This is a genomic window from Arcticibacter sp., from assembly GCF_045629565.1.
GTDB lineage: Bacteria > Bacteroidota > Bacteroidia > Sphingobacteriales > Sphingobacteriaceae > Arcticibacter.
In genome coordinates this window covers 45,665-67,955 of sequence record NZ_JAZQRL010000068.1, presented here as the reverse complement: position 1 = coordinate 67,955, position 22,291 = coordinate 45,665, and the positions used below count along the sequence as shown (strand labels likewise).

Here is a 22,291-nt window from a genome sequence, read left to right as displayed (position 1 = left end):
TTAGATAAAGAAGAAAGGTAAAATTTAATAGGCATCGGTGCTAATGATGACGTTAATCTTAATGGACTGCCCCATAAAGTTTCTAACTTTATGGGGCAGTCCATAATCGGCCTTTTACTTTTAAAGATGTTTCTTCATGTATTTTATAAAGACCTCCCAATCTGAAGGAAGTACGGTGTGTCCGCCTTTATGCATAAAATATCCTAGCGTGTTCAATAGGCTTGAATCGCCGGCTACTGGCATAACTGATGTTCCCGGGCCATCCTTTCCAAACAACTTATAGACAGGCTCAGCAGCTAGAGCAGCAAGGAACTCTCCTTTGGGATCTGACCAGAAATCAGTGTCGCCGGTTTGAAGCAGCAGTGGCCTTGGCGCGATAAGTGAGATCAGCATGTGACCGTCGATTGGCAGATCGGACACACGGTTGCCATAGTTGTGGTAATTGTGTGCGAATTGGTAGTAGTATCGTGATGTGTCGGTGATATGTTTTACCGTCTCGCCGAAATTGCGTCTGCTTAGTGCAGCACCTCCTTCACCGGAGATACTGGCGATGATCATGGCGAATCGCGTATCTCTGGCACCGGTCCAGAGCACCGTTTTTCCTAAGCGGGAGGCGCCGGTAAGTGCAACTTTTTTAGGGTCTATTTTCTTGTCGGTTTCCAGATAGTCCATCACTTTGCTTAACCCCCATGACCAGGCTGATATGGCTCCCCAGTTGTTTGGTGCAGGTTTGCTATTGGACGATTTCTCGTAATAGGCGCGGATGCCAAACTCTGTCCCTTCTTTTGAATCGGGTTCAATGTCTGTGTAACAGACTGTTGCTACTCCGATTCCTGCAGTAATAAACTGCTCGATGTTGAGTTTGCCAAATTCTCTTGCCGGGGCCGGTATTCTCTTTCCTTCTTTTGACCATGCTAATCCGGGGCGAACTCCGGGGTCGTTGACTACATTGGAGTTGGCAGAAAAGGAAACGTTGAGCAGCAAGGGCGAAGGCTTTGCTGCATCGGCTGGCAGGTAGATCAGAAGATCCATTTTGTGGATAGAAGTATCTTCAGCAAGATAAATCCGGACTTGTTTACGAATGGCCTTACCATTGAAGGCCGGGGTACCTTTATCAAATACCTCTGCCCTTAGTTTTTGTGGTAGTGCGGGGACTCTGCCAAACTGGTACTGTTCATACAACGCGATGATCTCAGGTCTGCGTTTATTTGTCCAGGTACGACTGTCTTTTACCTTCATACCGTTCGCAAGCCTGAGCGGATCAGGCAGGCTATATGTACCCACCTTGCCTTCGTCGTAGTTCACGGGTATACCAGCTACCGTATCGGGAGGGGCTTTTTGGGCAAAGGTGGTACATACACACAGCAGCATGACGCTTAGAATCGTAGTTTTCTTGAATGGTTTCATTCGCTATAAGTTTTTGGATGGTTCAATGGCTATGAGTTTTACCGGTCCTATCAGTCCGGATTCGGTTAACGTATATGGAGCTCCAAAGGGAGCGGTATAGGCATCCAATACTTTGGTGTGGGGATTTTCTTTGTCACCAATGAGCCTGTTGGTCCACTGATTGGTGACTTTAATAATCAACTGGTTTTTGCCGGCTTTCAACTGTTTGCTTACATCGACAGTGAAAGGCGACTTCCATAAGAGTTCTACCTGTTTATCGTTAATATAAACCTCCGCAAGGTCTCTGACTGTCCCAAGATCAAGGAATAGTCTCTGACCGGGCCGCAGCCAGTTCTTTTTCACTTCGATATTTTTCGCGTATGTTGCGGTACCGGAAAAGTATTTGACGCCACTATCTGCCTGATGGGTTAAGGACCTTAGTTCATCGATTTGCAGTTTTTCGGGGGCCCCGCTATTCGGAGGGAAGCTGACCTCCCATCCGGCGCCTAGAATAGCTAATGTGACTTTGCTTTCTTGTGGTGTTTTAAACGCTGTAATATCAGTACGTTCGTTGAATACAACGAACACTGATTGACCTCCGGCAAGGTTTAGTGGTACATCCGTCAGCGAATCGTTTATCTGATATGCAGCAGGCTGCACAGATCCCGAGTCTGGATACCATAATTCTGGCTTCTTTCCACCTATTCTGAACCTGGTGCTTAAATTCAATGGAGAATCAGTTCGGTTGACGACAAAATAGATATCTGTTTCACCGTCCTTGCGATGTATCCATGATGCCTCGTCTGTTGTGCAGTTCAGGCTGAGGTCGGGATTAACGTTCAGGTCTTTCAGGACCTGCTTCAATGGCTGACCCCAAACTATCTTACCTTTTCCATAGGTGCGGATTGTTCGGCTGATTCCATCAAGATCTCCCCATATATTTGATGCCAGCTCATGGAGATCGGCATCAACTTGCGGGTATCCTGATAATCCCGATGCCACTATAGGTTTCGGTCCGATCACAGTTGCTCCACCGCTGATCAGTTGTTCTATCTTTTTTAATGTGTGAAGCGTCATTTCGCTCGTTTGGGGTAATACGAGTATGGAATAGGTCATGCCATCAGGAAGAACTAACTTTCCGGAGGGGCTTACCTGCATGCGATTCAGTAGTACATCGGTATTGATGTAATCGAAGTCGTATCCGTCAGGCATGACCGGCTGTAATCCGCTTTGCCAGAAAGGCATGGTTGAAGGTGCGCCTTCGGTTAGCAGATAGGCAACATCTGCAACAAACAAGCCTCTTTGTAACATGTAGGAGTTACGGGCGAAATGCGTCATTAAAGGCTTTGCCAGTTCGGCCCAGGTGATATTCCGGTGCAAATGGGTTCCTACCATTGTGTTACCTGGCTTGGTGTCGAGAGGCTGATGTGCAGAGGTGTGGAACACCAGCCGGTTGATACCTTGGGTGAACCAATAGTCGCCTATCTTTTTTAATGTGTTGGGTGATTCATAGTTTCCTCCCGTGAAGGCTTCAGCAGCTACCAGCTTTTTACCATAGACATGTGATGATGAAGCGGCCCCACGGACATCCTCATAATACATGGATGAAGGGTGCAGGTCCTTTACCCAGAATTCGCCCATGGGTATGTCCATGTATTTCTTGTTTAGCAGAGCATCTTCTATGGATTCGAGGGAGACTCCACCTGCTTCGCCATAGGTTTTAATGCCTTGTTTATGAAAGAATTCTGAAACTACACCATAATGGTTTTCTGCAAACATGTCCACAAGCGTCCGGCGGAAGTCCCAGAGAAAACGGTCGCTGATTTGGGAATTACCCACAACTTTACCGGCAAGTACAGGAAGATAGATGGTGGGATCGTAGCCCCGACGCTGCTCGAATTCGGTGATCATTTCCTCAGTCCAGTTCTGTATTCCTGCTTCCCAGCTGTCGAGCATGACGTAAAGGAGGCGCTTACCGTAAAGTTGTCCCAGGGCTTTCGCTATTGGCTCCGTGTATCCCTTGAGATACGATTCCGTATGCTTTCGACTGAGCTTGTCTACCTCATAACCCAGTCCGGACGGCACCGCAGGACGGTTCTTTGCTCCGGTGAGTGCGTATCCGAAGCGCATGATTGTCCACTTGCCCTGGGGTGCATTCCAGCTTAGTTTACCGTCGGTACTCATCTTTTCTGTAAGGTCAATAATATCTGACCGCTTGATTACAGCGGTAGATGGAAGCTCAGGAGTGGAGACTCCACTGTATTCAAACAGGAGGTTAAATCCGGCTTTGTCTTCCCAACGGTTGACCCTTCCTCCTGAGTGGATCTTTATATCTGCGATGGTATAGGCCGTGTCTTTCAGGGTTGTAGCCTCTGAAATTATATCCGCAGGGCGTGGAGGTGCATTGGTGAATTCAATGCGGATATATTTTGCATTCGTTTGAGGGAATGTATAAGTCCGGGTATTACCGCCCCTGTATCCTGACTTGCCCGGAAGGGACGTCAGTGTTTTGAAGTTTTTACCATCCGCACTGCCAAGCACCGTTCCGAAGGGAATGCCGCGACGGCCGGCATTGATGGTGATAGCCCGGGCGGTGATAATGACGGGATAACTGAGTTGAATCCAGGCTTTTTCACCGTTCTTCTCTGGCTTGATATTGAATACTGTGCCGATGTTATCGTCAAGCAAGAGGTCGGCTCCTGCTGTCGAACCACTGCTTGTAATTGTTGGTCTTGCTTCCTCAGCATTTATTTCGTCTTCGGGAGTGCGAAAGGCGATCACAGAGAAGTCGCGGTAAAAGTTATCCTCCATATTGGAGGCCACATTGTTCGGACCGGGCCCGAGAGGAGCGTGTGGCTTGGGTAGTTGCGTTTGGATGAGCTTGCCACCATTTGCAGATATCTCAGACCATACCAGCTTCTTCATAGCCTCTTCAGGCTTCACCCACGGACCGCCGGTTAAGCTCCAGCCGGCAGAGCTGAAGACGGCCATTTCCAGATCCAGTCTCTCCGCTTCAGTAGCGGTATGGCCGACAGCCTCCAGCCACTCTTTTGAACCAAAGACTATCTTGCTTTCTACCTCTTGTCCGCTTCCAGCCGCTACATCAGCGAGCTGGAACCCAGCGATTCCTGCTCGCTTCATCCATTCAAGATCTTTTGTAATGCCTTCTTTCGTGACGTTGCTCTTTGTCCAGTGCCACCAGGTTCTGGGCCATGCAGACTCCGGCGGATTTTTGAAGTTTTTGAGATGGTCATCGTGACCTTGGGCTTGGAGAGACATCTGTAAACCCAGGAATATAAAAACGAGTGGAGTATGAAGCCATCTTATATACATATTCTTATTGTTGCTTTGTAAGTGAAGATAAGTTGTGCAATTTGAGGTTTAGTAGCCAGTGTTTTGCTGGATTTTATCTGGATTTAAATTTACCTGATATCTCGGTACCGGAAAGACAAGTTCAAAGTCCTCCACTGAATTACCGCTTCCGATTTCGTCGTTCGAGAGACCGCTGGCGAAATGAGCGTTCATTACGGGGATCAGTCGATCTGTACGTTTTAGGTCAAACCATCTATGCCCTTCATTAAACAACTCAAGACGACGTTCATTCTCTATTGCCAATTTCATTGCCGTCTGGTTATTCCTTAAGCTTTGATCTGTTGTAAGGCCTGCCCTTTGGCGGACTGCTTCTAAATAGTTAAAAGCAATCGTAGTGTTGCTTAATTGGTTCTGAGTTTCAGCATACATTAAGACTACATCTGCATAGCGTAGGACGATCCAGTCATTTCCGGCATCTATGGTTGAAGTCATCTGGTTGTCATAGTATTTTTTTGTGAAGACATATCTTCGTCTTGAACCTGTGAGTTCCGAGATCATTGATCTTCTTGCGTCATCAGAATCAAATTGTGCATGAAGGGCTTCAGTCATAAGAAAGGTTCCGGTTCCCCGTTTCAAGATTCCGGTTCCGATATCTTCATTTGCCATAGCATAATTGACGAATGGATTTCCTTGCAAGGGATCAAATCCTCTGGCGTACTGGACGGCGAAAATTACTTCACTATTATTCGGTTTTGCTGCGTCAAAGATATCGGCATAATTAGCTAACAGGTGAAATGCATTAGCTCCCGAAGCAGGCGGGCCAGCAAGTACTTCAGCAAGTTTCAGGTCAGCTTCATTATATTGCTTCCGTGTAAGATAGACCTTAGCAAGCAGGGATTTGGCAGCCCATTTTGTGGCCCGGCCGATGTCTGCATTAGCGGTGTATGAGGCTGGAAGCTGTTCTGCATTTTTAAGATCCTCGATGATCTGTTCGTAGACTTTTTCGGTGCTTTCCCTCGTATAAGACAGCGCCTCTGCCGGAGTTTTTACGTCTTTAAGAACTAAAGGGACATCACCATATATTCTGACCATGTTGAAATACATCAAAGCTCTTAAGAACTTGGCCTCATTAATATACTGCGCTTTCCGAGCTGGATCGATAGTGATGTTTTCGATGTTTTCCAATACCAAATTTGCTCTTGCTATTGTAGCATAGGAACGGGTCCACATTTCATTGATAATTCCGTTATCAGCGACAACGTTCGATTCATTAATCGTTATATGGTCTGATGAATTGTTGAATTTGCTATTATATACATCATCAGCTGCAAGATCCCCGAATGCAAAACAGTACCTGTAGGATTCTCGGAGCGAGAAGTATGCATCGTTGAGCATTTGCTTTACACTCACCTCATCCGAATAAAATGTATTCTCTGTCGGCTGATCTGTAGGGTACTTATCGAAGTATTCCTTGCTGCATGATGTGCTGAGAAATACAAGCACAACGTAAATCAGAGATTTAGCGGGTGAAACTATGTTATGTGTCATAATTGTATCTTTAGAAGGTTAAATTGAGTCCGAGGGATATGTTGCGTGCAAGTGGGTAGGTTCCTGTTTCTACGCCATTGTTTGTCGCGTTGTCTCCCGATCCGTTACCTTGGGGATTTCCAAAGCCTTCGACTTTTGAAAACATGAGCAGGTTTTGGCCTGCGATATACATCCTAAGACGTTGAATACCTAGCTTGTTCAAGCCTTTGGTGGGAAGTGAATAACCCAAAGTTACATTACGGATCCTTAAAAAGCTGCCGTCATACAAGTAGCGGGTGCTGGAGCTGATATTAGATGATAGATTGGTGGACCCAGCTCTGTGATATCTTCCGTTACCGGGCTCTGCCTCGGATCTCCATCTGCCAAGCGACTCTTTGGAGCCATTTTCCAGCCATCGGCTTAAACCGAGCGGTAATTCCTGACTTCTGAAGATCTCAGATCCGTGCGTTCCGTCTATAAGGACGTTTAAATCAAAGTTTTTAAAAGAGAATGTATTGCCTAGTCCGTAAACGAAATCAGGCTGATAGTTGCCGACATGCGTTTGATCGTTTGCATTGATGACACCATCAGGCACCCCATCCGGACCCGATACATCTCTGTATCTGAGATCTCCTATTCCCTGAGAGCCCAATTTAGGGTATTTGGCGACATCATCGGCGTTATTGAATGTTCCCTCCACAATATACATGTACAGGTCACCCATTGGCCGGCCGACATAATTTCTTACAACACCCTGATTGTTCAATTGCGTCTGTCCACTAGCCAGTCGGACAAGCTTATTTCTGTTGAAGGAGATATTGAAGTTTGTACTCCATCTGAAGTTAGAATTGAAGTTCAGCGTGTTGAGGGAGAACTCGATTCCGCGATTTCTCACGTTACCAACGTTCTGTATGACGGATGAGGCTTTGCCGTTCAGGCTTGGAAGGTCCGCATTGAGGATTATATTGCTGTTTCGATTGTAGAAGTCTGCGGACAGTTCTATTCTGTTCTTCAGCAATCCGATATCTAGACCGACATCTACTTGTTTATTTTTCTCCCATCCCAGGTCAGCATTGGAGAAGCCACCCGGTCTGTATGCTACGACTTGAGCATCTGTGGTGCCGAATACGTAATACTCTCGTTGCATTGTAGTTATCCAGGGATAATATCCGGCCAATTGATCGTTGCCGGTTTCTCCGTAGCTAGCCCGGAGTTTTAACATGCTGATGGTCGAATTGTCTTTGATGAAAGGCTCCTCACTTATATTCCATCCGGCTGATACAGAGGGGAATATTCCCGCGCGGTTGTTCGGGCCAAACCGGCTGGAGCGGTCGCGTCTAATTGACGCTGACAATAGATATTTACTATTGTAGTTATAGTTTAACCTGGCAAATACGGCATCAAAAACGTATTCCCTTCTTTCTGAAGTTCCTTGTGTTAATACGGCACCCTGTACATTTTTCACATTGGCATTAACAAAGGCTACAGGGTTATCCCTGTCTGTCCGCGGTTGGAGTGTGACGTAGAAATCATTTTGTTTGGCGGCATCATAACCAAGGAGTGCAGTGAAGTTATGGTTCCCTTTCATGGAGAAGTCGTAGGTTGCTGTATTCGACCAATACCAGTTGAGATTAGTAGTGTTATTTCTCCGGGCTCTTATTTGAGCCAGATTGGGAGTTGAAATGTTGCCGGTATTGCCATTGCCCCTTGCTAGAAAAGGCTCGACAAACCATTCTTCTTTTTCAGACACCAGACCAATGTTCAGAGTCGAGTTTAAACGTAAACCCTTGATCGGGCTATATTCGATATAGGTATTCCCCGTTTGCCTGAACGTATAAAAAATATCTTTATTGGCATCGAGTTTAATAAGCGGATTGGATAGCTCATCGTTGAATATCGTTTTCATTTCAGGATCCTGCACAATAACGAAGTAGTCACCATTGTCTCTCCAGACCGGAAGGATAGGAGGCATTGTCAGTGCTTCTGCCAGTATCCCATCTACGCCTGTTGACGTGTTTCCACCCGTGGTCTGCTGAACCCGTCTCTCGGTGAAGGATGGCTGAACATTTAGCCCAACCTTCACCTTGTCAGTAAGTTTCGCATCTACGCTTCCGCGGATGTTATACCTTTTCATATATGTATTCTCAAGGATGCCCTGCTGGTCTACCAGGCCGCCGGAAATGGCAAATTGCACCTTATCTGTGCCTCCATTGGCACTTATCTGATAATTCTGGAAAGGAGCTGTTCTGAAGATAACATCTTGCCAGTCTGTATTAGCCCAGCGTTCCGGTTGGTTGAGAAAATCGGGGATTGCTCTGTTTTGATTAGTTAACCCTTCCTTCGCCATTTCAACGAATTCGGCGCTGTTTAGCAATCCATATTTTTGCATGATGTTTTCGAAGCCTGTAATTGCATCAAACGAAAATTTGGTCTTTCCTGTCTTACCTCTTTTTGTCGTTACGATGATTACTCCGTTTCCCGCTCGAGAGCCATAGATAGCGGCGGAGGCTGCATCCTTTAGGATATCCATGCTTTCAATGTCCTGCGGAGAGATAGCATTGATTAGGGAAGCATCATTGGTGGGGTATCCGTCGATGACGTATAACGGTCCGTTTCCGCTTGTGATAGAACCATTGCCTCTTATCCGGACCACCGGTGCTTCTCCAGGAGCTCCGCTTGTTTGTTGTAGCAGTACTCCGGAAACTTGCCCAACCAGTGCTTGAGTTGGATTAGATACCGGGAGGTCGGCCAGCGCCTCGCCTTTAACTGTTGCGATAGCCGTAGATACATTGCGTTTGCTTTGTGTTCCATAACCTACGACAACGACCTCGTTTAACAGTTTAACATCAGGCAAGAGCTTTATTGTAAAGGTTCGTTGATTTCCAATTGGCACTTCTTGTCTCCGGAAGCTGATGAAGGTGAACACCAATGTGCCAGTTTCAGCCAAGTTGGGCGGAACATTTAGACTGAATACACCGTTTTCATTTGTCGATGTTATCACTTTACTGTCCTCTTTCAGCATCACACTTACTCCTGGCAAGGGGGCGCCGCTTTCGTCGGTAACCTTCCCGCTTAGTCCGGTCTGTTTGTTGGGCAGTCTTACCGGATTCTCTGGCTTCACAGGGTTGGTTTTTTCCAGTATGAGGATCTTTTTATTCTCATCTTCGTAGTACAGGTTGGTGTTTTTCAACGCCTCATCAAGGATCTTTGCTATCGTTTGACTTTTTTCATTTAGCGTGACGTTCAAATAGTTATTAACGACCATATCGTTGTAGACAAATCGGAAGTCACTCTTCTTTTGAATACTTGTCAGTACTTGTTTTAACGGAGCATTTCTAAGACTTAACGTAATTCTGACATCCTGTATAGATTGCGATTCATTAATCGGAGATTTAGCGGACAATGAACATAGTAGGGATGCGAGTGCGGCTAACAGGCAGAGTGTCTTTTTTAGGGCAATAGGTGCACGGGTGGTATAATTTTTCATACCTTTAAGTTTGTTTTAGTTTACAATTGGTTTACTAAGATCAGGGTCGGCTCTGTATGCCAGTACAGAGCCAACGGGGCCGGTCTGATTCTGAATCAGACCAGTCTTTTTTATTTTTATTTTTCTTCGGTTTTAAATATTACCTCCTTGTTTTTCATTGTATATGTTAGCTGATTAATACGGCTGATATCGTTTAGAATGGATACCAGGCTGTCTGTTTTATCGAAGGTTGCCGTAAACCTTATCCTATGTATTTCGGGGGCAGCAAACCTTATTTTAATATTATATTTCTTTTCCAGTAGTTTAGCTGCATGCAGCATGGTATGATTATTCAACTGTAATCTTCCTTCAATCCATCCAATAGTTTCGCTAGCGTCCACCATATTCTTTTTAAAGGATCCCGAGGTTTTGTTGATCACGACTTGTTGGTTTGGATTCAGTAATACCTTATTTCCATCGGAGCTACTTACGGAGACCTTTCCCCTTACTACTGTGACGCACATTTCCCGTTGATTCTCATAAAACGAAATATTAAAGGCAGTCCCGAGGACTTTCGTAGAGACGTTGTTCGTCGTGACAATAAATGGCCTTTCAGGGTCCTTCGCTATATCAAAAAAAGCCTCGCCGTCATAAAGGAATATTTGCCGGTCCTCAGCGCTAAATTTCTTCGGGAATTTGAGCCGGCTCTTTGCTTGAAGGATAATTGTAGATCCGTCGCTCAATAAGACTTCCGTCGTCTTTCCTGAAGCAGCATTTATCTCAGTATATGGAGAGTTGCTATTTATATAGTTTAAGCCAAAATATAGTCCAGGAGAGACAATCAATAAAACCGTGGCAGCGATTTTAATATACATGTTGAACATACTTTCTCTCGCTTGCCGGTTCAGCCTCAAGCTTATATTTTTTCTTATCTCTGATTTTATTTCCGCTTTGCGGGCATCTGACCATTCCCAATTGCCAGCATGGGAAGTGTTGTCAAACCAATTTTCAAGTTGACTAAGCTCTTCTTGAGAGCACCTGCCTTCTTTGCGGCGTTGAAGTAGTCTTTTTAATTCATCGGATTCCATAACAGGTTAATATATAGATGTCTGAAAATAGGGGCTTTGGGGGTATTGAAAGAAAATAAAAGTTCATAACTTATTGATTCACAGTAAAAAAAATGTCATGCCAGAATTAGCATCCCAAGCTTTTAAGTCTGGACCGGAATTCTTTTATCGCCTTATGGATATGCTTTTTTACGGTTTGGTCGGATATACCAAGCTTAGTGGCGATCTCCTTGTGAGTTAAGAATTCAAATCTGCTGAGTTCGAATACTTCTTTCATTTTTGGAGGAAGATTGTCGAGACAGATCTCCATTTTCTCTCGGAGGTCGTTTGCATCCTGGGCTTCAACCAGCGAATTGTCTGTGGAGTTGACAAACAAGAGATGTTGGAGGTTATATTTGTGGCGGGATGCGGCCTCCTGAAGGAAGTCAAGGCTTTTGTACCTTGCTGAAGTAAACAGGTACGCTTTCAGGGATTTATGAATGATTAATTCAGAGTGCTTTGCCCAAAACGAGACAAAAATCTCCTGAACAATATCCTGTGCCATGTCTTCATCTTTTATAACCCTGATCACATATATAAATATCTCTTCCCAATACATATTGTACACCACATTGAAAGCATGCTCGTTGCCTTGCCTGATCATTTCAATCAGCTCTTCTTCTGAGCAGTTTGCCAGATTTTTATTAAACATAATTTTGTGGTCCCGGCTAGATGGGGGGCTAGAGATAATTGGTTCTTACTAATTTATAGTATAATGAGGATAAATCCATCATGTTCCATCCTGTGATTTGCGGAGTTCCAAAAAGTTTCGATCTTCGGCAAAACACTAATTAAGGGAATCATGCGTTTCCTTTTATATTTATCAGAATGAAAAAATCATTATTTACAGCATTGGCTTTATCGCCGTTGATGCTATTTGCGCAGGACACGCCATACAAAATTAACGGGAAAGTCGGTTCTTTTAACTCGCCAGCTAAAGTGTACCTGATATATCAGAACGGCGAGACTTCCGTCACAGACTCTGCTTTGATTAGCAATGGGAGCTTTAGTTTTCAAGGAGCTATCTCAGAACCAAGTTCAGGAGTTATGATCATGGACCCGAAAGGGGTGGGACTGGATTCATTGAAATCAACTTTGCAACCTGATGTTTTGATGATCTATGTGGATAAGGGAGAGTATTCTATTGAAAGCAATGATTCTTTGTCTACTGCCTCAATCAAAGGGAGTAAGGCGAATACAGAAAATAAGATTCTAAACGGAAGACTTAAAGATCTGTCGGCTCAGTTCAGGGCACTTGATGCCGAATATCAGGCTGCATCGGCAGAGCAAAAGGGTTCACAGGAGTTTGTTGGTGGTTTACAGAGCAGACTTGAGAAGTTACAAGTGAGGCAGAAGGAGATACTGACGCAATTTGTGAAGGAAAATCCAGGAAGTTACGTCAGTGTAAATTCAATCCTGTCTATCGCCGGTCGTGATCCTCAGTTCGGAGAGATCGATCCACTGGTTAAGTCGCTTAGTCCTGCTCTTCAGAAGGCCGCGGCTTTGCAGCCGCTATTAATGAGCATGGAGGCTTCGAAGAAGACCTCTGTTGGGGCTATGGCCATGGATTTTACCCAGAATGACCCTGATGGAAAGCCGGTGAAATTATCCGATTTCAAAGGTAAATATGTATTGCTTGATTTTTGGGCTTCGTGGTGTGGTCCGTGCAGAGAAGAAAACCCTAATGTGGTGCAGGCATATAATAAGTTCAAAGACAAGAATTTTACGGTACTAGGCGTTTCATTAGACCGTCAGAATCAGCGTGATGCGTGGTTGAAGGCGGTAAAGGATGACGGTTTAACCTGGACACAGGTTTCTGACTTAAAGTTCTGGAATAATGAGGTGGCCAGGATGTATAATATCCGTTCGATTCCTCAGAATTATTTGATTGATCCAAGCGGAAAGATAGTAGCGGTGAATCTTAGAGGAGCTGCCCTTGAAAAGACGCTTGCTGAGCTTTTGTAAATGATAAAAAAGAAGAGGTGGCTAATCTGGATATTAGCCACCTCTTCTTTTCAAAGGTTTTGATATCAGATCAGATCAAATCCGATATCGGCACGGAAGTAACGACCGTCAAAGTATATCCTGCCTGCATCTGCGACGGCTTGCTGTACTGCATCAAAAAGGTTGTCCTGTAGGGATGTGATAGCCAGAACGCGTCCACCGGAGGTTTTTACCAGGTTGTCTTCCAGGACAGTACCTGCATGGAATGCAAGAGAATCTCTCAGGTTCTCGATTCCGGATATCGTCTTGCCTTTCATGTATTCTCCTGGGTAACCCCCAGAGACAAGCATAACCGTTGCGGCAGTCTTCTCAGAAATCTTCAGTTCTTTCTCAGCGAGGTTTTCGTTTGCAACGCCGAGTAACAGATCAAGAAAATCACTTTCAATCCTGGGGATAACGCTCTCCGTTTCAGGGTCGCCCATGCGTACGTTATATTCAATTACGTATGGTTCACCATCTGTATTCATTAATCCGATAAAGATAAAGCCCTTATAGGGTATCTGATCGATTTTTAATCCGTTGATCGTTGGACGGATAATGTCATTTTCAACCTTCTTCATAAAGGCCTCATCAGCGAAAGGAACTGGAGAGATGGATCCCATACCACCTGTATTCAGGCCGGTATCGCCTTCGCCGATGCGTTTGTAGTCTTTTGCTTCGGGCAGGATTTTATAAGTGTGTCCGTCTGTTAAAACGAAAACGGAAAGTTCGATTCCTGTTAAAAATTCTTCAATGACCACTTTGCTGCTTGCTTCACCGAATTTAGCATCCTGAAGCATAGCGACTAATTCGGTTTGTGCTTCTTCAGTTGTCTGGCAGATTAACACACCTTTTCCGGCAGCTAGGCCGTCTGCTTTCAAGACAACAGGGAGTTTATGTGTCTCCAGATATGAAAGTCCTTCGTTAAGTGTATTGATCGTAAAGGATGCGGAGGCCGCAGTTGGAATAAAGTGACGGCGCATGAAGGCCTTTGAATACTCTTTGCTGCCTTCAAGCTTTGCTCCTTCTTCACGCGGGCCAATCACAGGGATGTTCTTCAGGTCTTGATCCGCAAGGAAGAAGTCATGAATGCCTTTTACAAGCGGCTCTTCGGGTCCGACCACAACCAGGTTTATGTCATTCTCCAGAACAAAACGGCGTACGCTTTTGAAATCAGTTGGGTTCAAATCAACATTCTGACCGAATGCAGCAGTTCCGGCGTTTCCGGGAGCTATGAATAATTCGTTGCAGAGCGGGCTCTGAGTTATCTTCCAGGCAAAAGCACTTTCCCTTCCGCCTGAACCAAGTAAAAGAATGTTCATGTAGCAAAGATATAGGAAATGAGCAAAGTATGAAGTGGTTTATTCAGGATGCGGATGTAAATGATATTCAAGGCAGCATACAGGATGTTATAGGAAGTTCTGCTTTTTTCCACCATTATGACAAAAGTGAACATGCATATTACCGCCTACACCGCATTTGTCAACACCTGAAACCTTTTCCAGATAAAGTACTGGCTGGGAATTCGCCGTTATATGTTCACGTGCAAACTTTGAGGAGGTTACTCTCTTTGAAGCATGTGCTCTTTTTTTACGTTTAATTAGGGAGCTTTTAAAAGTTTGGAGAACGTGCCTATTTTTAATGGTGATAACCCTCTTCTAAATCAATCGAAATCATTAATTTCGCTCATTATTATGTCAAATTGGCTGATGCGCTTTACGATGGCGCAATTGTTGGTCAATGGAGACCATTATCAAATTACACATGTTAGGATTCTTAAATAAATTATTCGGAAGTAAATCTGATCGCGATATAAAACAGATTCAACCCATTGTTGAAAAGATCAAAGCGGTTTATCCAACTCTGGCGATCTTATCGGACGATGAGCTGCGGGGAAAAACATTCACGTTCAAAAATATTATCAAGGAAGCTCTTGCTGAGATCGACAAAGAAATTGCGGACCTCAAAGAACAAGCAGAGGCTTCAGATATTTCCATGGACGCCAAAACTGATCTGTATGAGTCAATCGACAGGCTCACTAAGGATCGCGATAAGGAGTTGGAGCGGGTATTGATGGATATTCTTCCTGAAGGCTTTGCTGTCGTTAAGGAAACCGCCCGCCGGTTTACAGAGAACAAAAAGATTGTAGTAACGGCTACTGAATTTGACAGGGAGCTGGCTGCGCGCAAGCCCAATGTTGTTATTGAAGGGGATAAGGCTATTCACCATAACAAGTGGATAGCAGCAGGAACAGAGGTTACCTGGAATATGATCCATTACGATGTTCAGCTCATAGGTGGTGTTGTATTGCATCAGGGTAAGATAGCAGAGATGGCCACAGGTGAAGGTAAGACCCTGGTTGGTACATTGCCTGCATATCTGAATGCGCTTGCAGGAAATGGCGTACATATCGTGACGGTGAACGATTACTTAGCGCGACGTGACTCTGAATGGAATGGCCCATTGTTTGAATTCCATGGGTTGTCTGTAGATTGTATTGACAGGCATCAACCCAATTCCCCGGAGCGCCGCAAAGCGTATCTGGCAGATATAACTTTTGGTACCAATAACGAATTCGGATTTGACTACCTGAGGGATAATATGACTCAGAACAGGGAGAGCCAGGTACAGCGCAAACTGCATTTTGCCATGGTGGATGAGGTTGACTCGGTATTGATCGATGACGCCCGTACACCTTTGATCATTTCAGGACCTATTCCTAAAGGTGATGAGCATGAGTTTTACGACCTTAAGCCAAGGATCGAGAGATTAGTGAACGTTCAGAAGAACTATGTAACAGGAGTTTTGAATGAGGCTAAGAAACTTATCGCTGAAGGTAAGACGGGCCCGACAGAGGGTGGTTTGGCGTTATTGCGTGCTCACCGTGGTTTGCCTAAGAACAAGGCGCTGATCAAATTCCTGAGCGAGTCTGGTATCAAGCAGATCCTGATGAAGAGTGAGAACTATCACATGCAGGATCAGAGTAAGGAAATGCCTAAGGCGGATGCTGAGTTGTTTTTTGTTATTGACGAAAAACATAATCAGGTTGAGTTAACGGAAAAGGGAATCGAGTTGATCACTACTTCTGGTGAAGACGCTAATTTCTTCGTGATGCCGGATGTAGGGACTGAGATTGCTGATATTGAGAAATCAAATTTGAGCAATGAGGAGAAGATCGCTAAGAAAGATGAGCTTATGCGTGATTTCTCTATCAAATCGGAGCGTATACACTCTGTTAACCAGTTGCTTAAGGCTTATACTTTGTTTGAGCGTGATGTTGAATATATCATTGACGAAGGTAAGATCAAGATTGTAGACGAGCAGACAGGCCGTATTATGGATGGTCGTCGTTACTCTGACGGTTTACACCAGGCCATTGAAGCGAAAGAGAATGTGAAAGTTGAGGATGCTACGCAAACTTACGCGACGATCACCTTGCAGAACTACTTCAGGATGTACCACAAGCTTTGTGGTATGACTGGTACAGCGGTTACTGAGGCGGGTGAGCTTTGGCAGATCTATAAGCTGGATGTGGTTGAAATTCCAACGAATGTTGTGAATCAGCGTAAAGACATGGAGGATAAGGTTTATCGTACCATGCGTGAAAAATATAATGCGGTTGTTGACGAGATCACTGCGTTGACCCAGGCTGGCAGACCGGTTCTCGTTGGTACTACATCAGTGGAGATTTCTGAGTTATTAAGCCGAATGCTTAAGCTTAGAGGGATCAAGCACAACGTACTGAATGCGAAGCTTCACCAAAGAGAAGCAGATATCGTTGCCGAAGCAGGTACTGCAGGAACCGTTACGATCGCTACCAATATGGCTGGTCGTGGTACGGATATCAAGCTGGGAGAAGGTGTGAAAGCCGCTGGAGGTTTGGCTATTGTGGGTACCGAGCGTCATGAGTCGAGACGTGTTGACCGTCAGTTGCGTGGTCGTGCGGGACGTCAGGGTGACCCGGGATCATCTCAGTTCTTCGTGTCATTGGAAGATAACCTGATGCGTTTGTTCGGTTCTGAAAGGATTGCGAATATTATGCTTCGGATGGGAATTGAAGAAGGTGAAGTGATTCAGCATTCGATGATTACCCGTTCGATTGAAAGAGCGCAGAGAAAAGTTGAAGAGAATAACTACGGTATACGTAAGCGTTTGCTGGAGTATGATGATGTAATGAACTCTCAACGTACGGTAGTTTATACAAAACGTCGGAATGCCTTGTATGGTGAGCGTCTGGAGGTGGATCTGAGCAATACATTCTATGATACGGTAGAAGATATCGTATCTGAGTATAAAGAGACAGCAAACTACGAAGGTTTCCAGATGGAGATCATCCGTGTGTTTTCTTTGGATGCTGAAATCGACCATAAAGAGTTTACCGAAACATCTGTTGCTAAACTGACTGATCGAGTGTTTGCGAAGGTTTCTGAGTATTATGCCAGAAAGAAAGAAGCGATAGCTGCGCAGGCATTGCCGGTATTGAAGCAGGTATATCAGGAGCGTGGCGATATGATTGAGAATATCATTGTTCCATTTACCGATGGTGTCCGCGGACTACAGGTTACTGCTAACCTGAAAAAAGCGGTAGAAACCGATGGTCGCGAGGTATTCAGGGTATTTGAAAAGACAGTTGTTCTGGCTCTGATTGACGATGCGTGGAAAGAGCATTTGCGTGAGATGGACGAACTGAAGCAGTCTGTACAGAATGCTGTTTACGAGCAAAAGGATCCATTGGTCATCTATAAGATGGAAGCCTTCAATCTTTTTAAGCAGATGTTGATTTCTGTGAATAAAGATGTTGTAAGCTTCTTGTATAAAGGCGGTATTCCAATGCAGGAATCTGAGGATGTTCGTGAAGCAAGGCCTCAGCCAAAGCAAGATTTGTCCAATCTGAAAGTTTCGAAACCGGAACTCGCAGCAGTGGCAAATGATCCAAGCGGTATGCCGGGTATGGAAGATACCCGTGAGCCTCAAAAACAGATGCCTGTACGTGCAGAGCAAAAGATCGGTAGAAATGATCCATGTCCTTGCGGAAGTGGCAAAAAATACAAAAACTGTCATGGTGCGGGCTTAGAATAAATAAGATGCTAAAAGACAAGATCCGGCTATTGGCGGAGAATATTCACGGCGATGTAATCATACATCGCCGTTTTCTGCATTCTAACCCTGAACTGTCGTTTCAGGAATACCATACTTCTGCATTTGTAAAGTCATGCCTCGATGAGCTGGGCATTAGCTGGCATCCTCTTGCAGGTACCGGGGTGGTTGGTATCATCAAGGGGGACAAGCCTTCTGATGCGGTAATTGCACTTCGTGGTGATATGGATGCTTTGCCGATAACAGAGGCGAACGATGTGCCATATAAATCACAGAATGAGGGTGTGATGCATGCTTGCGGGCATGATGTCCATACCTCTTCGCTCCTGGGAACGGCGCGCATTCTTCAAAGTTTAAAAGCAGAGTTCGGCGGAACTGTTAAGCTGATATTTCAACCGGGTGAGGAAAAGCTTCCAGGGGGTGCCAATATGATGATCCAGGAAGGTGTACTGGAAAACCCCAAACCTCAGGCTATTTTAGGTCAGCATGTCATGCCGCTGATTAAGGCTGGTAAGATAGGTATGCGAGCCGGGAAGTATATGGCATCTACGGATGAGATCTATGTCACCGTAAAAGGGAAAGGTGGGCATGGTGCGCAGCCACAACAAAACATCGATCCAGTGGTTATTGCCGCGAATATTATTGTTTCGCTACAGCAGATTGTCAGTCGCGCAGCCGACCCGCGTTTACCGACTGTTTTGTCATTTGGAAAGGTGATTGCCAATGGTGCGACCAATGTGATACCAAATGAGGTATACCTGGAGGGGACATTCAGGACGCTGGATGAAAAGTGGCGTGCCGAAGCTCATCTACGGATGAAGAAGATGGCTGAGTCTATCGCAGAAGGGATGGGCGGAAGCTGTGAGTTTAATATCGTAAACGGTTACCCGTTTTTGATCAATGAGGAAAAGCTGACTGCGGAGGTTCGTGGTTATGCTGAAGACTATCTCGGGAAAGAAAACGTTGAAGATCTGGATATTTGGATGGCTGCAGAAGACTTTGCTTATTACTCTCAGGTCACGGATGCATGTTTCTATCGTCTCGGTATTCGAAATGAAGAAAGAGGTATCACCTCCTCTGTGCATACCCCTACTTTTGATATTGACGAGACTGCTTTAGTATGCAGCACAGGCTTGATGGCCTATCTGGCGGTGAAGCGTTTAGGAAATTAGAATGATGAAGAGACTGATCCTGTTTTTTTTATTTGTTGTTGGTGCAGTACAGGCGCAGGAATTTAAGCGCTTTAATCCGGACACGGTACTCACCGTGCAGCTGGACTCTGCGGTGAGCATAGTGGGCGAACGGATCAATGTGCAGATGTTTATTAACAAGGTTACTTCTGACACCAGCTTCTATGAAGCTTTCCGAAATATGAAGCGTTACAGCTTTACCGCGGAAAATCGTGTGTTTACATTTGACAAGAAGAACCGAACAGAAGGCAAGATTTATCGTAAGATCTTTCATAACAATTCTGGAAAGTATAGGCAAGAGATCCTGGCTAAGCAAGATAGTGGCAAGTTGTTGAAGAAAAACGGTAAATATCAGTTGTACACCGTGGAGATGTTTGATTATATTTTCATGAATGCATACAATTCGGACTTTGTAAAAGCGGAGTCTTCTGGTGATGATAAAAAAAAGGGCAACGAATCTTATAAGGATAAGCTTAAGACGCTTCTCTTTACTCCCGGAAAACCCGTAAAGGGCGTTCCGATTATCGGTGATAAGACGCAGATCTTCAGTGCCAACATGAGGCAATATTACGATTATACCTTTTTCAACGGAACCTATCTGGACTCCATCCCCATTTACACTTTCAGGGTCAAGGTTAAGGATGATCTTTCGGGATGGACCAAACGCGGTCTGATGATTAAGGAACTGAATACAATTTTCGACAAAAGGAACATGCAGATCCTCGGTCGTTCAGTAGACATGAACTATGGAAATCTGGCGTTTGATTTTGACGTGAAGATGAACATTGAAATGGGATACTTTGACAACGGTGAATCGATCCTCCCTACCAAGATATCTTATCAGGGTAACTGGGATATTCCATTAAAAAAAGAAGAAAGAGCAAGCTTTCTGATCCTCCATAAGGGCTATAAGAAAGAGAAATAGTAAGTTTTTCTATGATTCCAAAAGAGACAGTCGATAAGATCCTAGAGGCAGCGCGGATTGAGGAGGTGGTGGGTGACTTTGTGCATCTCAAAAAAAGAGGTACGAGTCTCATCGGCTTGTGTCCGTTTCATAATGAAGCTACCCCATCTTTTCACGTTTCTGTGAGCAAGGGAATATACAAATGTTTTGGCTGTGGAAAGGGCGGTGATTCGACAAGATTCATTATGGACCATGAGAAGGCTTCCTATCCGGAAGCCTTAAGATATATAGCCAATAAGTATAATATTGAAGTAGAGGAGGTTGTTCAATCTCCCGAGCGGCAAGAAGCCGACCAGCGTCGGGAAAGTCTTTATGTGATTACGGCGCGCGCCGGGAAGTTCTTCCAGGACACGATGTGGAACAGTGACGAGGGGAAGACCATTGGACTGGGTTATTTCCGGGAACGAGGTTTTCGTGACGAGGTTCTGAAGAAATTTGAGCTTGGCTATTCTCCCGATTCATGGGATGCATTCATTGAGACGGCTCTCAAAGAGGGTTACAAAGAGAATTTTATTGAAGAAGCCGGACTTGCGATAAGGAACGACAAGGGGAGACTGTATGACAGGTTCAGGGCCCGGGTGCTGTTTCCGATACATAGTTTTACGGGGCGAATCATAGGCTTTGGTGGAAGAACCCTGAAGACTGACAAAAAGGTTCCGAAGTATGTGAACTCGCCTGAGAGTGAGATATATCATAAGTCAGATGTTCTATACGGTCTTTATTTTGCAAAAAAGGCTATACGCGATGCAGATAACTGTTATCTCGTTGAGGGTTATGCCGATGTGCTTTCTGTACATCAGGCGGGGATCGAAAATGTTGTTGCTTCATCAGGGACCTCACTGACGTCCGGGCAGGTCCGGTTAATAGGACGATTTACTAAAAATATCACTATCCTTTATGATGGCGACGCAGCGGGTATAAAAGCGTCTTTGCGGGGGCTTGACATGATTCTGGAAGAAGGGCTTAATGTGCGGGTGGTGTTATTTCCCGATGGACATGATCCCGACTCCTATGTGCATAAACTGGGGAACGCCGCTTTCAAAAGTCACATTGAAAAAAATCAGAAAGACTTTATTTTATTTAAGACTTCGGTTTTATTAAAAGATGCAGGAAACGATCCTATAAAAAGGGCGGGAGTGATCAGGGAAGTGGTAGAGAGTATTGCCAAGATTCCGGATAGTATCAAAGCATCTGTATTTGTCAGGGAATGCAGCTCGCTCATGCAGATTGATGAGCGCTCGCTGATTACAGAACTGAACAAGCTTAGACAGGGCAAGCTGAAGACTCCGCGTCATGAAGAGCCCGTTCCACTACCACCACCCGATGAGATGGACTTCGGTAGCGAGGTACGTGCCGTTGAGCAGCTTCAAGAAAGAGAAATTGTCCGTCTCCTGCTTAATTATGGACATGAACTGGTGCATTGGGATGGGATAACAGATACATATATAGCCCCCTATGTCATCTCCAATATGGCGGATGTATCCTTTGAGGATCCGGTATGTAAAGCCATCATCGATGAATATGCTTCGCGTATTGAGCAGGGTGAGTTGCCTACGGTTCAGGATTTTATCCAAAGTCAGGATCAACGGGTTGCAGACCTTGCGGTTTCGCTAATATCCTCCCCATATGTCCTCAGCGATAACTGGTATGAAAAGCGGAAGATCTATGTCAAGAACGAGACAGAAAATATGAGGGCGACTATACTGGGGGGGATATTTCACCTGAAAAAGAGGAAAGTCGACGACATTCTAAAGAGTATTCGCGACGAGATACAAAACGAAAAAGATGAAGATAATCAGATGATTTTAATGCAGCGATATCTGAGGGTTAAGGAGGTAGAGAAAGGAATTAATAATTTTTTGGGCTCTGTAGTTGTAAAGTAATGGCACTTCATAATCAGCTTGGGAAATATGGAGAAGAGCTTGCTGCTGATTATCTGAGAGATGCCGGGTTCCGGATTATAGCGATGAACTGGACATTCGGGAAGGCGGAGGTAGACATAATCGCTTCTTTCGGTCGTTATATAGTGTTTGTGGAGGTTAAGACACGGTCGGGGACAGACTTTGGATTGCCGGAGGACTTTGTGTCGTCTTCCAAACAGAAGCGCTTGCAATGGGCCGCCGAGGGTTACATTCATCAGCACGATTACAAGGGTGAAGTGCGTTTTGATATTGTATCGGTTCTTTTTGACGAGAAGGGTAAATATAAAATTAATCATATTGAGGACGCCTTTTGGGGCTAAATCCTTTTTTAACTTAGT

Annotated in this window: 13 protein-coding genes; 6 read left to right on the top strand and 7 right to left on the bottom strand. The window is 44.8% G+C overall.

Annotation, left to right across the window (positions count from 1 at the left end):
• Nucleotides 1–120 precede the first annotated feature (120 nt).
• The 6 genes from ACKI5J_RS08870 to ACKI5J_RS08845 form a co-directional block, all read right to left on the bottom strand.
• Nucleotides 121–1,407, bottom strand: a complete 1,287-nt coding sequence (locus tag ACKI5J_RS08870) for a hypothetical protein (RefSeq protein WP_407428628.1) — start codon at nucleotides 1,405–1,407, stop codon at nucleotides 121–123.
• 3 nt (nucleotides 1,408–1,410) lie between these two features.
• Entirely contained in the window at nucleotides 1,411–4,665 is a 3,255-nt protein-coding gene (locus tag ACKI5J_RS08865; protein ID WP_407428626.1) for a glycosyl hydrolase, read from the bottom strand.
• A 102-nt stretch (nucleotides 4,666–4,767) separates the two neighbouring features.
• Nucleotides 4,768–6,246 (bottom strand): RagB/SusD family nutrient uptake outer membrane protein, encoded by a 1,479-nt coding sequence (locus ACKI5J_RS08860; RefSeq protein WP_407428624.1) that lies wholly within the window; start codon nucleotides 6,244–6,246, stop codon nucleotides 4,768–4,770.
• Nucleotides 6,247–6,256: 10 nt separating this feature from the next.
• Entirely contained in the window at nucleotides 6,257–9,712 is a 3,456-nt protein-coding gene (locus ACKI5J_RS08855) for a TonB-dependent receptor (protein WP_407428622.1), read from the bottom strand.
• Between the two features lie 116 nt (nucleotides 9,713–9,828).
• Entirely contained in the window at nucleotides 9,829–10,779 is a 951-nt protein-coding gene (locus ACKI5J_RS08850) for a FecR family protein (protein WP_407428620.1), read from the bottom strand.
• A 106-nt stretch (nucleotides 10,780–10,885) separates the two neighbouring features.
• Entirely contained in the window at nucleotides 10,886–11,449 is a 564-nt protein-coding gene (locus ACKI5J_RS08845; RefSeq protein WP_407428618.1) for an RNA polymerase sigma factor, read from the bottom strand.
• Between the two features lie 176 nt (nucleotides 11,450–11,625).
• Between ACKI5J_RS08845 and ACKI5J_RS08840 the strand changes: the two genes are divergently transcribed.
• Nucleotides 11,626–12,762, top strand: coding sequence for a redoxin domain-containing protein (locus ACKI5J_RS08840; RefSeq protein ID WP_407428616.1), 1,137 nt, complete (start codon nucleotides 11,626–11,628; stop codon nucleotides 12,760–12,762).
• A 65-nt stretch (nucleotides 12,763–12,827) separates the two neighbouring features.
• Here the strand turns inward: ACKI5J_RS08840 and purD are convergent, their stop codons facing one another.
• Nucleotides 12,828–14,102 carry a phosphoribosylamine--glycine ligase gene (gene purD, locus ACKI5J_RS08835; RefSeq protein ID WP_407428614.1) on the bottom strand — a complete coding sequence of 425 codons (1,275 nt, stop codon included), beginning with the start codon at nucleotides 14,100–14,102 and terminating at the stop codon, nucleotides 12,828–12,830.
• 442 nt (nucleotides 14,103–14,544) lie between these two features.
• Between purD and secA the strand changes: the two genes are divergently transcribed.
• The 5 genes from secA to ACKI5J_RS08810 are packed head-to-tail and all read left to right on the top strand — an operon-like array spanning nucleotide 14,545 to nucleotide 22,273.
• Complete coding sequence (gene secA / locus ACKI5J_RS08830) at nucleotides 14,545–17,859, top strand: preprotein translocase subunit SecA (protein WP_407428612.1); 3,315 nt, start codon at nucleotides 14,545–14,547, stop codon at nucleotides 17,857–17,859.
• 5 nt (nucleotides 17,860–17,864) lie between these two features.
• A complete protein-coding gene (locus tag ACKI5J_RS08825) occupies nucleotides 17,865–19,049 on the top strand; it encodes a M20 family metallopeptidase (RefSeq protein ID WP_407428610.1) in 1,185 nt (394 codons plus the stop codon).
• Nucleotides 19,050–19,053: 4 nt separating this feature from the next.
• A complete protein-coding gene (locus ACKI5J_RS08820) occupies nucleotides 19,054–19,992 on the top strand; it encodes a hypothetical protein (protein ID WP_407428658.1) in 939 nt (312 codons plus the stop codon).
• Between the two features lie 11 nt (nucleotides 19,993–20,003).
• Nucleotides 20,004–21,914 carry a DNA primase gene (gene dnaG, locus ACKI5J_RS08815; protein WP_407428608.1) on the top strand — a complete coding sequence of 637 codons (1,911 nt, stop codon included), beginning with the start codon at nucleotides 20,004–20,006 and terminating at the stop codon, nucleotides 21,912–21,914.
• Nucleotides 21,914–22,273 (top strand): YraN family protein, encoded by a 360-nt coding sequence (locus ACKI5J_RS08810; RefSeq protein WP_407428606.1) that lies wholly within the window; start codon nucleotides 21,914–21,916, stop codon nucleotides 22,271–22,273. Before dnaG ends, ACKI5J_RS08810 begins: the two co-directional genes overlap by 1 nt.
• Nucleotides 22,274–22,291: the final 18 nt, after the last annotated feature.